Annotated in this window: 10 protein-coding genes; all 10 read right to left on the bottom strand. The window is 63.3% G+C overall.

Annotated elements, in window-relative coordinates:
* On the bottom strand, positions 1-393 hold a 393-nt coding region (locus tag R3355_RS23705), incomplete at its 3' end, for a beta-ketoacyl synthase N-terminal-like domain-containing protein (protein ID WP_318963582.1).
* Between the two features lie 120 nt (positions 394-513).
* Positions 514-1,389, bottom strand: coding sequence for an oxygenase MpaB family protein (locus R3355_RS23700; RefSeq protein WP_318963581.1), 876 nt, complete (start codon positions 1,387-1,389; stop codon positions 514-516).
* Between the two features lie 145 nt (positions 1,390-1,534).
* The gene (gene acs / locus R3355_RS23695; protein ID WP_318963580.1) at positions 1,535-3,472 is read right to left on the bottom strand and encodes an acetate--CoA ligase; all 1,938 of its coding nucleotides are present in this window, start codon (positions 3,470-3,472) and stop codon (positions 1,535-1,537) included.
* Between the two features lie 197 nt (positions 3,473-3,669).
* Positions 3,670-5,334, bottom strand: coding sequence for a glucose-6-phosphate isomerase (gene pgi, locus R3355_RS23690; protein WP_318963579.1), 1,665 nt, complete (start codon positions 5,332-5,334; stop codon positions 3,670-3,672).
* A 318-nt stretch (positions 5,335-5,652) separates the two neighbouring features.
* Positions 5,653-6,513 carry a pantoate--beta-alanine ligase gene (gene panC / locus R3355_RS23685; protein WP_318963577.1) on the bottom strand — a complete coding sequence of 287 codons (861 nt, stop codon included), beginning with the start codon at positions 6,511-6,513 and terminating at the stop codon, positions 5,653-5,655.
* Complete coding sequence (gene panB, locus R3355_RS23680) at positions 6,510-7,310, bottom strand: 3-methyl-2-oxobutanoate hydroxymethyltransferase (protein WP_318963575.1); 801 nt, start codon at positions 7,308-7,310, stop codon at positions 6,510-6,512. Before panB ends, panC begins: the two co-directional genes overlap by 4 nt.
* A 365-nt stretch (positions 7,311-7,675) precedes the next feature.
* A complete protein-coding gene (folK, locus tag R3355_RS23675; RefSeq protein ID WP_318950204.1) occupies positions 7,676-8,161 on the bottom strand; it encodes a 2-amino-4-hydroxy-6-hydroxymethyldihydropteridine diphosphokinase in 486 nt (161 codons plus the stop codon).
* A complete protein-coding gene (locus R3355_RS23670; RefSeq protein WP_318950202.1) occupies positions 8,161-9,570 on the bottom strand; it encodes a polynucleotide adenylyltransferase PcnB in 1,410 nt (469 codons plus the stop codon). The genes folK and R3355_RS23670 overlap by 1 nt, the downstream gene beginning before the upstream one ends.
* Before the next feature lie 1,155 nt (positions 9,571-10,725).
* Positions 10,726-12,147 (bottom strand): sigma-54 dependent transcriptional regulator, encoded by a 1,422-nt coding sequence (locus tag R3355_RS23665; protein WP_318963574.1) that lies wholly within the window; start codon positions 12,145-12,147, stop codon positions 10,726-10,728.
* Between the two features lie 34 nt (positions 12,148-12,181).
* On the bottom strand, positions 12,182-15,136 hold the full coding sequence (locus R3355_RS23660; RefSeq protein WP_318963572.1) for a sensor histidine kinase: 2,955 nt from the start codon (positions 15,134-15,136) through the stop codon (positions 12,182-12,184).
* Positions 15,137-15,406 lie beyond the last annotated feature (270 nt).

The following is a 15,406-nucleotide window of genomic DNA, read 5'->3' as shown; positions in this document are numbered from 1 at the left end:
GCCGGTGCGGGCCTTGGGCATGACGTAGGGGGCCAGGCTCATGTTTTCCATGCCGCCGGCGATGATCACCTCGGCGTCGCCGCAGCGGATCGCCTGGGCGCCCAGGTGCAGGGCTTTGAGGCCCGAACCGCAGACCTTGTTGAGGGTCAGTGCAGGTACCGCATGGGGCAGGCCGGCGAGGATCGCCGCCTGGCGGGCCGGATTCTGCCCGCTGCCTGCGGTGAGCACTTGGCCGAGGATCACTTCGTCGACCTCGGCGCCGTTCAGGCCGGTTTGTTCCAGCAGGCGGCGGATCACCGCGGCGCCCAGTTCGGGGGCGGCAATGCCTGCCAGTGAACCCTGGAAGCTGCCGACGGCGGTGCGGGTGGCGGCGACGATGACGACTTCTTGCATGATGGGGTTCCTCAAGAAAGTGGGGGGCGGTGAGTTGTGGCAAGGGCGCTATGGTTGCACAGGGGCTTGGTTGTGGGCCAGTGTACGAACCGGCCGGTCAGCTGCAGGCGCGAGGCGGCCTCACGCGGGCGGCAGGTCCAGGCGTTTGCGCGCACGGTGGATGGCGCCATCGCGCACGGCCCAGCGCAACACGGGGGCCAGACCGTGTACGCCGGCGTGAATCACTCGGCTGCGCACTGGGCCGATGGGCTGTTCGAGCATGTTCTGCGCCCAGGCCGGCAGCAGGTCAATGCCGGCCTGGGTCAGCAGTTTGGCCACCGGCACGGCGAGTGCGCTGGGCGTCGGGGCATTGCGCAGGATGCGCAGAATCTCCAGGGAGCGTTGTTCGCACAGCAACTGCGGGAGGATGGCACTCAGGTAGGCGGCGATTTCGCTGCGCGATCTCGGCACCTGGCTGGCACCGAGGCGCTCGGCCACCAGGGCGATCTCGGCGTAGTAGCGATCCTGATCGGCAGCACTCAGCCGCGGGTTACGGTAGCGCAGGTGGGCCTGGAGAAAGCTGTGGACCTCGGCCACATGCACCCAGGTCAGCAGTGCGGGGTCGCTGGCCGCATAGGGGCGGCCATCCGATGCCGTGCCGGTCACCTGCAGGTGGATGCGTTTGACCTTGTCGATCAGCCAGTCGGCATCGGCGCGGGCGCCGAAGGTGGTGCCGGAGATGAACTGGCCGGTGCGGCGCAAGCGTCCGAGCAGGTCATGGCGAAAATTCGAGTGATCCCAAACCCCGGCCAGGGCCAGCGGATGCAATGCCTGCAGGAGCAGGGCGCTGATGCCGCCGATCAGCATACTGGTGAAGTCGCCATGCACCTGCCAACTCACCGAATCGGGGCCGAACAGGCCGGGGTCGCCCTTGGGGTTTTCAAAGTCGATCTGGCCGAGGGCGATGCCGCTGAGGCTGAATACCTGGGTTTCGATGTGGCGGCGAAGAAATTCCATGGGGTGCTGCGGCTCGGGTGAAGGGTTTTAGACGCCAGGGGGACGCCTCGTTCTTGCTGGCGACGCTTTTGATCTGCAAGGATCGTCGGGATGCCGAACCACAGCAAAGATCAGGCGTCCCCCTGGCGCCTACATGGATACGGCGTTATTGGTTCAGGCGCTGGCTGACCAAGCTGTCGACCACGCTCGGATCGGCCAGGGTCGAGGTGTCGCCGAGCGTGTCCAGTTCGTTGCAGGCGATCTTGCGCAGGATGCGCCGCATTATCTTGCCCGAGCGGGTCTTGGGCAGCCCCGGCGCCCATTGGATCAGTTCCGGCTTGGCAAAACTGCCGATTTCCTTGCCGACCAGGGCCAGCAATTCCTGCTTCAGTGCCTCGCTGACCTCCACGCCATTCATCGGCGTGACGAAGGCATAGATGCCTTGGCCCTTGATGTCGTGCGGGTAGCCGACCACCGCTGCCTCGGCGACCGCGTCGTGCAGCACCAGGGCGCTTTCTACCTCGGCGGTGCCGATGCGATGCCCGGAGACGTTGATCACGTCGTCGACCCGGCCGGTGATCCAGTAGTAGCCGTCCTCGTCGCGGCGCGCGCCGTCGCCGGTGAAGTAATAGCCGGGGTAGGGCTTGAAGTAGGTGTCGACCATGCGTTGATGGTCGCCGTAGATGCTGCGGATCTGGCTTGGCCAGCTTGATTTGATGGCGAGCACGCCGCTGCCGGGGCCGTCGATTTCATGGCCCTGTTCGTCCAGCAGCACCGGTTGCACGCCGAAGAACGGGCGGGTCGCCGAGCCCGGCTTGAGGTCGGTGGCGCCGGGTAGCGGGGTGATCAGGATGGCACCTGTCTCGGTCTGCCACCAGGTGTCGACGATCGGGCAGCGCATCTCGCCGACCACGTGGTAGTACCATTCCCAGGCTTCCGGGTTGATCGGTTCGCCGACCGAGCCGAGCAGGCGCAGGCTGTTGCGGGACGTCTTCTCGACCGGGCCCGTGCCTTCGCGCATCAGGGCGCGGATGGCGGTCGGTGCGGTGTAGAAGATGTTCACCTGGTGCTTGTCGATCACCTGCCAGAAGCGCGAGGCGTCCGGGTAGTTGGGCACGCCTTCGAACACCAGACTGGTGGCGCCGTTGGCCAGCGGACCGTAGACGATGTAGCTGTGGCCGGTGACCCAGCCGACATCGGCGGTGCACCAATAGATGTCGCCGTCGTGGTAGTCGAACACGTATTTGTGGGTCATGGCAGCCATCAGCAGGTAGCCGCCGGTGCTGTGCAGCACGCCCTTGGGTTTGCCGGTGCTGCCCGACGTGTAGAGGATGAACAGCGGGTCTTCGGCGTCCATCGGTTCCGGCGGGCAGTCGCTGTCGGCGGTTTGCAGTGCCTCGTGGTACCAGATGTCGCGGCCTTCCACCCAGTCGATTTCGCCCTGGGTGCGCTCGACCACCACCACGGTGCTGACGTTCGGGCAGCTCTGTAGCGCCTTGTCGACGTTGGCCTTGAGCGGCACGTACTTGCCACCGCGTACGCCTTCGTCGGCGGTGATCACCGTGCGGCAATCGGCATCGAGAATGCGGTCGCGCAGGGCGTCGGGGGAGAAGCCGCCGAACACCACCGAATGCACCGCGCCGATGCGCGCGCAGGCGAGCATGGCGTAGGTCGCTTCCGGGATCATCGGCATGTAGATGCACACCCGGTCGCCTTTTTTCACCCCGCGGCTTTTCAGCGCGTTGGCCAGGCGGCAGACATGGCTGTGCAGCTTGTTGTAGGTGATGTTGGCTGATTCGGCGGGGTTGTCTCCTTCCCAGATCAGGGCGACCTGCTCGCCGCGCTGTTGCAGATGCCGGTCGATGCAGTTGTAGCTGACATTCAGTTGAGCGCCTTCGAACCAACTGACCTGGCCCTTTTTCAGGTCACCGCTGTAGACCTTGTCCCAGGGCTTGGACCAGTCTAGAAAAGCCTTGGCCTGCTCGGCCCAGAAGGTGTCCGGTTGCTCGATGGATTGCCGGTACAGGCGCTGGTAGTCGTCATCGTTCAAGTGTGCGCGCTGACGCATCGCCTCGGTGACAGGGTGGCGGGTGATCTCGAACATGGCGGGTCCTTATTTTTGTGTGCCGCGATAGGCATAAGGGTAGCACCCGAGCCAACGCCGGGTTCAAGTGTTGGTGCATGGACTGTACTGCCAATCCCGCGGCGACGGCCTGTGCTGTGGTGGCTACTGGTTGGCAGAAATCCATCCGCAGAAAGCAGCAACCCGGCTAGAGGGCCGGGTTGCGGGTGGGCGATGCTTCAGCCGCGATGGCGACCGCGGAAGAACTCGATCAGGCCCTGGGTCGAGCCGTCTTCGGCGGCGTTTTTCTCGTCGCCGACCATGCGCGAGTAGACGCTCTTGCCCAGTTCCTTGCCCAGTTCGACGCCCCACTGATCGAAGGCATTGATGCCCCAGATCGCACTCTGGGCGAACACCTTGTGCTCGTACATCGCCACCAGGGCGCCCAGGCGACGGGGGCTGACGCGTTCGAGCACCAGGGTGTTGCTCGGCCGGTTGCCGGGGATCACCTTGTGCGGCGCCAGGCGCTGCACTTCAGTCTCGCTCAGACCCTGGGCGCGCAGTTCGGTTTCGGCCTCTTCGCGGGTCTTGCCGACCATCAGCGCCTGGCTCTGCGACAGGCAGTTGGCGTACAGCCATTGATGGTGGTCGGCCACCGGGTTGTAACTGACCACCGGGACGATGAAGTCCGCCGGGATCAGCTGGGTGCCCTGGTGCAGCAGCTGGTGATAGGCATGCTGGCCGTTGCAGCCGACCCCGCCCCAGATTACCGGGCCGGTGGCGCAGGTGACCGGCTGGCCATCCTGGCGCACGCTCTTGCCGTTGGATTCCATGTCCAGTTGCTGCAGGTGCTTGGTGATATTGCGCAGGTAATGGTCGTACGGCAGGATCGCCTGGCTCTGCGCGCCCCAGAAGTTGCCGTACCAGATGCCCAGCAGGGCCAGCAGCACCGGCATGTTGCTTTCGAAGGGGGCGGTCAGGAAGTGCTGGTCCATGCTGTAGGCACCGGACAGCAGCTCCTTGAAGTTGGACATGCCGATCGACATGGCGATTGGCAGGCCGATGGCCGACCACAGCGAATAACGTCCGCCGACCCAGTCCCACATCGGGAACACATTCTCTTCGTGGATGCCGAAGGCTACCGCCGCCTGGGTGTTGCTGGACACTGCAATAAAGTGCCGATACAGCTCGCCCTCGCTGCCCCCCTGGGCCAGGTACCAGCTGCGTGCGGCCTGGGCGTTCTTCAGGGTTTCCAGGGTGCTGAAAGACTTCGAGGATACGATGAACAGGGTGGTTTCGGCGCGCAGCTTGGCGGCCAGTTCATGGAACGAGCTGCCATCGATATTGGCCAGGTAATGGCAGCGCACGCCGCGCTGGGCGAAGGGCAGCAGGGCTTCGGAGACCAGTTGCGGGCCGAGGAAGGAGCCACCGATGCCGATGTTGACCACGTCGGTGATCGGCTTTTCCGTGTAGCCACGCCACAGGCCGTCGTGGACCTGCCCGACCAGTTCGGTCATCTGGTGCAGCACGCGCTGCACCTCGGGCATCACGTCGACACCATCGACCATGACCTGGTCGCCGATCGGCCGGCGCAGCGCAGTATGCAGGGCGGGACGGGCTTCCGAGGCATTGATCGGCTCACCGTCGAACTGCGCACGAACGGCCTGTTCCAGTCCGCATTCCTTGGCCAGGCTGACCAGCAGGTCGCGGGTTTCGAGGGTGATCAGGTTTTTCGAGTAGTCGAGAAACAGGCCGCAACTGCTCAATGAGAGGCGGTCGAAACGCTGCGCGTCCATGCTGAACGCCTCGCGCATGCTGAAACGCTGCAAGCTGGCGCGGTGTTCCTGGAGGGCTTTCCAGGTGGGCAGGGCAGTGACATCGAGGGGGTGCTGGTAGTACGCCATATGCGGTGGCTTCCTTGTGCTTGAGCCGTCTTTGCTGAATCGCCGCCAGGACAATGAAGGGGCGGTGTACCTATTGGTTGTTGCCATAGCTGAGTAGTCTGAATACGCCGTCTGTAGGCGCTTCAGCCCATGTAACAGCTAGCCGGGTCATGGCCAAAAAAACAACCCAAAGCCGGGCAAGAACGGGTCTCAGTGTAACTGGCGTGAGCCTGGGTTAGGCAAGCGCATTACCGGTGCGGCCTGCCGCTGGTTGCCCATCTGCATGCCGACGCACGCGTCGGTGTCATTGGCCGTGGTGCAGGCTCACGTGCGCGTCGATCAAGCCGAGGGGGCGAGGTCGAGCGTCAGGTTGTCGATCAGGCGGGTGCTGCCGAGAAAGGCCGCGGCCAGAATCACCAACTGGCGATCCGTGGCGGTCGCCGGGCGCAGGCTGTTCGACTCGCGAATTTCCAGATAGTCCGGGCGCAAGCCGGCGGCCAATTGTTGCTGGCAGGCCGTCTCGATCAGCTTGGCGAAGTCGTGCTCACCGCCGCCAAGCGCAGTGGCGATCTGTTGCAGGCTGCGATACAGGGTGGGTGCGACGGCGCGTTGTTCGGCGTTGAGGTAACCATTGCGCGAGGATAGCGCCAGACCATCGTCGGCACGGATGGTCGGTTCGCCGATAACCTGCACCGGCATATTCAGGTCACGCACCAGGGTGCGAATCACTGCCAGTTGCTGGAAGTCCTTCTGCCCGAAAACGGCCAGGTCGGGTTGCACCAGGTTGAACAGCTTGGTCACTACGGTGGCGACACCGTCGAAATGGCCGGGACGACTGGCGCCGCACAGGCCCTCGGAGACACCTTGCACGCTGACCCGGGTCTGGCTGGCCATTCCGTCGGGGTACATCTCGTCCACGTCCGGATTGAACAGCAGGTGACAACCGGCATTGAGGAGCTTTTCCTGGTCGGCGGCCAGGGTGCGCGGGTAGCTGCCAAGGTCTTCGCTGGGGCCGAACTGCAACGGATTGACGAAGATGCTGGCGACCACGAAATCGGCACGCTGGACGGCTTTCTCGACCAGGGCAACATGCCCGGCGTGCAAGTTGCCCATGGTCGGGACGAAACCGATCTGTTTGCCTTCGGCGCGGGCCAGGGCAACGGCCGCACGCAGTTCGCGGATGGTTTTAACCGTGTTCATGCAGAGAATCCGTGTTCGGTTGCAGGGAAACTGCCGTCTTTGACTGCCTTGACGTAGGCGCTGAGCGCGTTCTGGATGCTGCTTTGCCCGGCCATGAAGTTCTTCACGAATTTGGGCATGCGACCGCTCAGGGACAAGCCAAGTATGTCGTGCAGCACCAGCACCTGGCCGTCGGTGGCGCTGCCTGCGCCTATGCCGATGACTGGGATCTTCACCGCCTGGCTGATTTCCGCAGCCAGTTCGCTGGGAACGCACTCCAGCAGCAGCATGGTCGCGCCGGCTTGTTCCAGGGCCATGGCGTCGGCGCGCATCTGTCGCGCCTGGGCTTCCTGGCGGCCCTGAACCTTATAGCCACCGAGGATATTCACCGCCTGCGGGGTCAGGCCCAGGTGCGCGCAGACCGGTACGCCGCGCTCGGCCAGCAGACGGATCGGCTCGGCCAGCCAGGCCGCGCCCTCGAGCTTGACCATGTGCGCGCCGGCTTGCATCAGCGCCGCGCAGTTGTGCAGCGTCTGTTCGCTGGTGGCATAGGCCATGAAGGGCAGGTCGACGAGGATCAGGGCGCCCTGGTTGCCGCGTTTCACGCACGCGGTGTGGTAGGCCATGTCGGCGACATTGACCGGCAGGGTGCTGTCGTGACCTTGCAACACCATGCCGAGGGAGTCGCCGACCAGCAGCACCTCGACCCCGGCCTGGCAGGCAGCCTGGGCGAAGGTGGCGTCGTAGCAGGTCAGCATGGCGATTTTCTCGCCGCTCTGCTTGAGGCTTTGCAGGGTGGTCAGGGTAATGTCAGGCATAGCAATCGTCCTCACTCAGGCGTTCAGCAAGCAGTCAATCTGCTTCGCGGTCGGCTGCTTCAAAGTGGCCTGCATTGGCCTCGGTTTGCACCGGTGCGGGGCAACGGGACGCCTATAGTCCTGATGGGGCGACTCGAAGTCAATTACAGGTGTTACCGGTCTGTTACTGGCGTTACCGCCAAGATGCCAGGCTGGGGCTTGCGGCGGGGAGCCCGCTCCACTGCGCAATTGCGGGCATCGGTCAGCTTTGGGTAAGCCCGTGCCCCTATGCCATGCCGCAGCGCATGTCGGTGGGGCTGTCGCTACCCCTGAGTGCGCCAGGGCTATTCGTGTACGCAACTGGCCGATGGTGCGCATGGCGCACCCTACTCGGGCAGGCGCTCGAGGCCTTCGAAGGGGCAGGCGGCGAGCAGGTCGGTCAAGGCACGACCGTCGGGCAGGTGCAGGTCGGGGGCCAGTTCGGCCAGTGGATAGAGGACGAAGGCGCGGGCGTGCATGTGGTAGTGCGGCACGTGCAGGCGCGGGTCGTCCAACATCAGGTCGCCGAATAGCAGGATATCCAGATCCAGGGTGCGTGGCCCCCAACGTTCGGCCTTGCGCTCACGGCCCTGGTTCAGCTCGATAGCTTGCAAGGCATCGAGCAGTTGCAGAGGTTCCAGGGCGGTATCCAGCGTCGCCACGGCGTTGACATAGCGCGGCTGATCGGCCGGGCCGAGCGGGTCGCTGATATAGAACGAGGAGGTGCCGACTAGCTGCGAGTGCGGTAGCGCGGCCAGCGCCGTGAGGGCACCGCGCAGTTGCGCGAGCGGCTCGGCAAGGTTGCTGCCGAGGCCGAGATACACCCGCTGCATTATTCGCTGGCAGCAGGTTTGGCGATGCCGTCGGCACCTGGCGCACGTTTGCGCTTGCTGCCGCTACGCCGCCGTTTGCGCGGTGCACCGCTGCTGTCGTCCTGGCTGCTGAGGTCGCGAATCATGCCGCGCCTTTCACTGTCGCTGGCGTCCTGATACTCCGTCCACCAGTCGCCGAGGCCGCCAGTCTCTTCGCCGGCGCTCTCGCGCAGCAGGAGGAAGTCGTAACCGGCGCGAAAGCGCGGGTTTTCCAGCAGCAGGTCGGAGCGCTTGCCGCTGCGTCGCGGCAGGCGCTCCTGCATGTCCCAGATTTCGCGGATCGGCATGGTGAACCGCTTGGGAATGGCAATCCGTTGACACTGCTCGTTGATCAGTTCCTGGGCCGCTTCCTGCATCGCCGGGATCGCCGGCATGCCACGGTCCTGCAGCTTGATTACGCGTGCCGGCAAGGCGGGCCAGAGCATGGCGGCGAAGAGGAAAGCCGGGGTCACGGTTTTCTTCTGCTGAATGCGCAGGTCGGTGCTGATCAAGGCGTTGCGGATCAGGCTGTCGGTGTAGTCCGGGTTGGCCTTGAGCGCCGCGGCGCTGGCCGGGAACAGTTCGCCGAACAAGCCGTAGTCGACCAGCAGTTCGTAGGTGAACTCGGCGTAACCGGCGAGGAACAGCTTGAGCACTTCTTCGAACAGGCGTGCCGACGGAATTTCCCGCAGCATCGGCGCCAGCTTGTAGATGGGCGCGGCGCTGTGCTTCTCGATATCGAAGTCCAGCTTGGCGGCGAAGCGCACCGCGCGCAGCATGCGTACCGGGTCTTCCTGATAACGTTGGGTCGGGTCGCCGATCAGACGGATCAGATGATTGCGAATGTCGTGCACGCCATTGGCGTAATCGAGAATGCGTTCGGTGCTCGGGTCGTAATACAGCGCATTGATGGTGAAATCGCGGCGCTGGGCGTCGTCTTCCAGGCTGCCGTAGACGTTGTCGCGCAGGATGCGCCCGCTTTCGTTGCGCGAAGACAGGTTGCTGTTCTCTTCCTCGTCGCCCTCGGGGTGATTGGCGCGGAAGGTGGCGACTTCGATGATCTCGCGGCCGAAGTGCACATGCACCAGCTTGAAGCGGCGGCCAATGACCCGGGCGTTGCGAAACTCGGCACGCACCTGCTCCGGTGTGGCGCTGGTGGCAACGTCGAAATCCTTGGGGTCGATATCGAGCAGCAGGTCGCGCACGCAACCGCCAACCAGATAGGCCTGGTAGCCGGCGTGTTGCAGGCGTTCGACCACGCTGGTGGCGTAACGGCTGATTTCCCCGCGGTTGATCGGGTGCTGGCTACTGCTCAGCACTTCGGGGGTGCTGTGCGGGTGCTTGCCACGGCGCAGCGGGGAACGGAAAGACTTGAACAGCTTTTTCAGCATGGGATGCACTGTTTGACGAAATGACAGGCCAGGATAAACGCTGACCACTGGAATGGCGCGGATTCTAGCATTGAGTCGGGAGATGGTGTAGGAAGCAACGGGAGAGAGGTGATTTGCAGAAGCTACTGGGGGAGCCGAAGCTCCCCCCCAAGTAGGTACGTGCTTTGTTTTTATTATTATGCCGGGCTTGTTGTTTTTGTTGAGTTGCCCGTTTCATCAAGTCAACGACTTTCTGAAATACTCCCAAGCCAGGAGTCAATAGCAAACGGATTGCTTTGGATGCTGACGCTGCCATGTTGTAACCCAACCAGTACGGGATCTGCCTCGGGGCAGTTTTGTTGTTCTCTGTCTGGTTGTGGGGCAAGCCCCAAGGGCAATTCCTTTCCAAAAGAATCAGTTAGCTGCGCCTCCGCGGTGTTGTTTTTGTTGTGCTGGAGTCGGTACGTCTTGTTTTTATTATCTGCTCAGTGCTTGTTATTGTTGTTGTCCAAGTAATAAAGCATTAGCCGTGCCAGTTTTAGTGAATCCTTTTAAAACAAAGGCTTGCGAGCAATTCTGGGTGGGCGTTTGGTATGGAAAAGGCATGTGTTCGTTACCATAAGCCCCGGTCTTTGTTACGAGGTGTTGAAACGGTAACAGCGAGGAGAGTCTTGCGCTCGCTACCCTGTCACCTCGTTTTGGCCGGCTGCTCGGCGAAAGCGCGCTGCGGTCATTCTCGCGCAGGAGCGATAGCCTTCGGCTCGTGGACTGCTCAAGGTAATGTCGGCGTAGCGCTATCGGGCTTTTGTAGATGAGCGTGGCGCGGTTGAGCGTAGCGATACCCATCGATCGGTGCATAACCGCCGGGCTTGTTGCTTGGCCGCCCATCGTTGTGATGGGTATCGCAGGGCTCAACGCCATGGCATGGGTATCGCTTCGCTCAAGCCTACGCGGCCCGCATCCTACGGTTGGCGGCCGCAGCGTTATTGCAGGATGTGGAGCGCAGCGACAACCCGCCAGCTTTTGTGCCGTGCTGATTACTCACGGTGCACTGCTGCGGCGAGCGACAGCCACCGGGTCGCGGATTGCGCTGGGTAATTGGTCGGAGCGTAGGGCGTTTGGACGCGGTCGCAGTAGGTGGGAGTGTTGTTTCTCGACCGCTCCGGGGTTGGCCTGCTAGTCGGCGGTCGCGCCGGTCTTGCGCCGTGGAATACCCAGACGCTGACGGCGCTCCCACAGGCATTTGCGGCTGATGCCGAGTTTGCGCGCCAGTTCGGTTTCGGTCATGTGATCCTGATGTTCGAGGACGAAGTGCTGGAAATAGTCTTCCAGTGAAAGATCCTCGGTAGGCTCCAGGCTCGTGCTGCTGGCCTGTGTAGGCAGGCCGGGGAAGTCCTCGTCATCCAGATCGTTCAGCTCGATATCGATACCCAGCAGCTCGGCTGAGATAGCTGTACCTTCGCAGAGGATGACTGCGCGTTCGATGGCGTTCTCCAGTTCGCGCACGTTGCCCGGCCAGGTGTAATGACGAATGGCCTGTTCGGCGTCCGGGGCGAAATGCAAGTCATCGCGGCCCATGCGTGTGCATTGACGTTTGAGGAAGGAGTGGGCGATTTCACTGACGTCACTGCCGCGCTCGCGCAACGCCGGGAGTTTCAGGGCGATGACATGCAGGCGATAATAAAGGTCTTCACGGAACTGGGCGACCTTGGCCAGGCTCTTGAGGTCGCGGTGGGTCGCTGCGATCAGGCGTACATCGACTTTTTGCGACTGCACCGAGCCGACCCGGCGAATCTCGCCTTCCTGCAGTACGCGCAGCAGGCGGGCCTGGGCCTCTAGCGGCAGCTCGCCGATTTCATCGAGGAACAAGGTGCCACCATCGGCCGCTTCGACCAGGCCGGCACGGCCGGCACTGGCGCCGGTGAAGGCGCCTTTCTCGTGACCGAACAGCTCGGACTCGATCAGGCTTTCCGGGATGGCTGCGCAGTTCACCGAAATCAGCGGTGCCTTGGCTCGCTTGGACAGGTTGTGCAGGGCGCGCGCGACCAGTTCCTTGCCGGTGCCGGATTCGCCCTGGATCAGCACGTTGGAGTCGGTCGGTGCGACTTTGCGGATCTTGCTGTACAGCTCCAGCATGGACGGGCAGGAGCCGATGATGCCGATCGCGCCATTGCAGTTGTCGACGGGTTTTTCGCTGCTGCGCCCGGTAGTGGCGCTGGCGGGTGTACTCGGCGCCTGCCTGGCCTCTTGGCGATCGCGCAGGATGCGCGCCACGGCCTGAAGCATCTCGTCATGGTCGAAGGGTTTGGCGATGTAGTCGACCGCGCCCATCTTCATCGAGTCGACGGCAGAGCGCAGGCTGGCGTAGCTGGTCATGATCAGCACCGGCTTGCCCTGGGCGAGTTTGATCAACTCGGTGCCCGGTGCACCGGGCAGACGCAGGTCGCTGACGATCAGGTCGAAACCTGGGATGCTGAAGCGTTCTTGCGCTTCCTGTACCGAGCCGGCTTCGCTGACCTGGTACTGGTTGCGCTCGAGCAGGCGGCGCAGGGCAGAGCGGATAATGGTTTCGTCTTCGACGATCAAAATATGGGGCATTAATTCGGTCTCTCGACGGTCTCAGGTCGCTGGTTCAATTCGCTTTGGACGTCGCTTCGACATGCCGCGGCAGCGTCACCCGGATGCGGGTGCCGCGTTGGTGCTCGGGGTCAACCGGGCTGTCGATTATTATTTGTCCATAATGCTCTTCCACGATGGAATAGACCAGCGCGAGGCCGAGTCCGGTGCCTTTTCCTGGGTCTTTGGTGGTGAAGAAAGGTTCGAACAAACGGTCGATGATCGCCTTGGGGATGCCGCTGCCTTCATCTTCCACGATCAGGTCGACGGTGTGCTCGCTGGCTTCGGTTCTGACCCGGATCGCGGCGCCGGGTGGCGAGGCGTCGCGGGCGTTGGACAGCAGGTTGATCAGTACCTGGGCGAGGCGCTGCGGGTCGCCGTCAACCCAGTGATCGGCGTCGCACAGATTGAAGAATTCCACTTCGACGCTGCGTCTATTGAGTGACAGCAGGCCGATGGCCTCCTGCGCCACCTGCGCCAGGCACACCGGCTCGTCGGCCTGTTGATGGCCGCCCGAATGGGCGAAGCTCATCAACGACTGGAGGATGCGCGAGACCCGCTTGGTCTGCTCGAGGATCTGTCCGCTGATCTCGGTCAGCTCGCCGTCGCCTTCGCGTTCCTCACGCAGGTTCTGCGCCAGGCAGGCAATGCCGGTGATCGGGTTACCGATCTCGTGGGCGACTCCGGCCGCCAGGCGGCCGATGCTGGCCAGGCGTTCGGAATGCACCAGCTTGTCTTCCAGGTACTGGGTTTCGGTGAGGTCTTCGACCAGCAGCACCAGGCCGCTGTTACCCGGTGTCAGCGGTTCGTCGATGGCCGCCTTGTGCAGGTTGAGCCAGCGGGTCTGGCCGTCCAGGCCCAGGCGCTGTTTGTGCAAGTGCTGGTCGGGCAATTCGATGAAGTGCTGCAGCAGTTCGCGCCAGGGTTCGCCGAGCGACGACAGGCGTGAGCCGACGATGCGGTGCGCCGGAATCTCGGTCAGCTCCTCCATGGCCTTGTTCCACATCAGGATCTCCTGATCCTTGGCCAGCGAGCAGACGCCCATCGGCAGCTCCTGCAGGGTCTGGCGGTGGTAGCGGCGCAACGCGTCGAGTTCCGCGGCCAGGCCGGTGAGGCGCGAATGGTAATCCTCCAGGCGGTTCTCGATGAAGTGGATGTCTTCGGTGACGAAGGTTTCGCTGCCGGCCTTGTAAGGCAGAAAGGTCTCGGCGATGTCCTGGGCCACGCTCGGCCCCATCAAGCCGGAGAGGTTGGCCTCGAGGCGGTCGCGCAGGCGGCGCAGGGCATAGGGGCGGCTTTCGTCGAAGGGCAGGTGCAGGTCGCGCAGGGCCTGCTCGACCTCGCGCTGGGCGGTCTTGGCGCCGAGCGGTTTGGCCAGTTGGGTGGCGAATTCTTGTGGAGACTGGGCCAGCAGTTCGCGCCGTTGCGGGCGCCGCACGTTATCCACGGCGCAGGCTTCGGCGGCACTCTTCTCCTCAGGGCTGGCCTCGGTGAACAGCGAGACCAGGGTGAACACCAGCACGTTGGCCGCCAGCGAGGCAATGGCCGCCAGGTGCCAGCTGCTGTCGTCCAGCACGTAGATCAGGTTGAATGCGGGGATGTAGAAGCCTTGCAGGTTGCCGAGCATCGGCAGCAGCATGCCCACTGTCCAGACGCCGATGCCTGCCAGCAAGCCGGCGATATAACCGCGGCGGTTGGCTGTCGGCCAGTACAGCACCGAGAGCACGCCGGGGAGGAACTGCAGGGTGGCGACGAAGGCGACGATGCCCAGGTTGGCCAGATTATGTTCGGCACCCAGCAGCAGATAGAAGCCGTAACCGGCCATGATGATGGCGAAGATCAGCGCGCGCCGGGTCCACTTCAACCAGCGATAGATATTGCCTTCGGTGGGGGGCTGATAGAGCGGCAACACCACATGGTTGAGCACCATGCCGGACAGCGCCAGGGTGGTGACGATGATCAGGCCGCTGGACGCCGAGAGGCCGCCGACATAGGCGATCAGCGCCAGGGTCTGGCTGTTGACCGCGATGCCCAGGCCGAGAGTGAAGTACTCCGGGTTGGTGGTGACGCCCAGCTTGAGGCCGGCCCAGAGAATCAAGGGCACCGCCAGGCTCATCAACAGCAGGAACAATGGCAGGCCCCAACTGGCGCTGACCATTGCCCGCGGGTTGAGGTTTTCGGTAAAGGTCATGTGGTACATGTGCGGCATGACGATGGCCGAGGCGAAGAACACCAGCAGCAAGGTGCGCCAGGGACCTTCCTGCAGCGGCGTATGCAGGTTGGCCAGGGCGGTCTGGTTCTGCACCAGCCAGCGCTCCAGGTCCTGCGGGCCATCGAACACGCCGTACAACGCATAGATGCCGATGATGCCGACGGCGGTCAGCTTGACCACCGACTCGAAGGCGATGGCGAATACCAGGCCTTCGTGTTTCTCGCGGGTGGCGATATGGCGGGCGCCGAACAGGATGGTGAACAGGATGATCAGCCCGCAGTAGGCCAGCGCCACCCGCTCCTTCACCGGCTCGCGGGTGAGAATGCCGATCGAGTCGGCCACCGCCTGGAACTGCAGGGCGAGCAAGGGCAGCACGCCGATCAGCATGAACACGGTGGTCAGGGCGCCGGCCCAGGTGCTGCGAAAGCGAAAGGCGAACAGGTCGGCCAGCGACGACAACTGGTAGGTACGGGTAATGCGCAGGATCGGATAGAGCAACACCGGCGCCAGCAGAAAGGCCCCGGACACCCCGAGGTAGCTGGCGAGAAAACCGTAGCCGTACTGATAGGCCAGGCCCACGGTGCCATAGAAGGCCCAGGCGCTGGCATACACGCCGAGCGACAGGGTGTAGGTCAGCGGGTGGCGGATGATCGCGCGTGGGATCAGGCCGTGTTCGCTGACCCAGGCGACGCCGAACAGCACCAGCAGGTAGGCGGCACTGATCAGGATCAGCTGGCTAAGGCTAAAGCTCATCAGCATCACGTTGACTCTGCGAATAAGGGTGAAGGGCGGTCACCAGGATTCGCCGGTGTGGATCAGAGTTCATCGGCATCGCGTTGGCTCTGCGAAGAATGATAAGGGGCGGTCACCAGGATTCGCCGGTGTGGGTCAGAGTTCATCGGCATCGCGTTGGCTCTGCGAAGAATGATAAGGGGCGGTCACCAGGATTCGCCGGTGTGGATCAGAGTTCATCGGCATCGCGTTGGCTCTGCGAAGAATGATAAGGGGCGGTCACCAGGATTCGCCGGT

Source organism: Pseudomonas sp., from assembly GCF_033723075.1.
In the GTDB taxonomy this organism is placed as follows: Bacteria; Pseudomonadota; Gammaproteobacteria; order Pseudomonadales; family Pseudomonadaceae; genus Aquipseudomonas.
The sequence above is the reverse complement of the archived record's forward strand: the minus strand, read 5'-3'. Positions and strand labels throughout refer to the sequence as shown.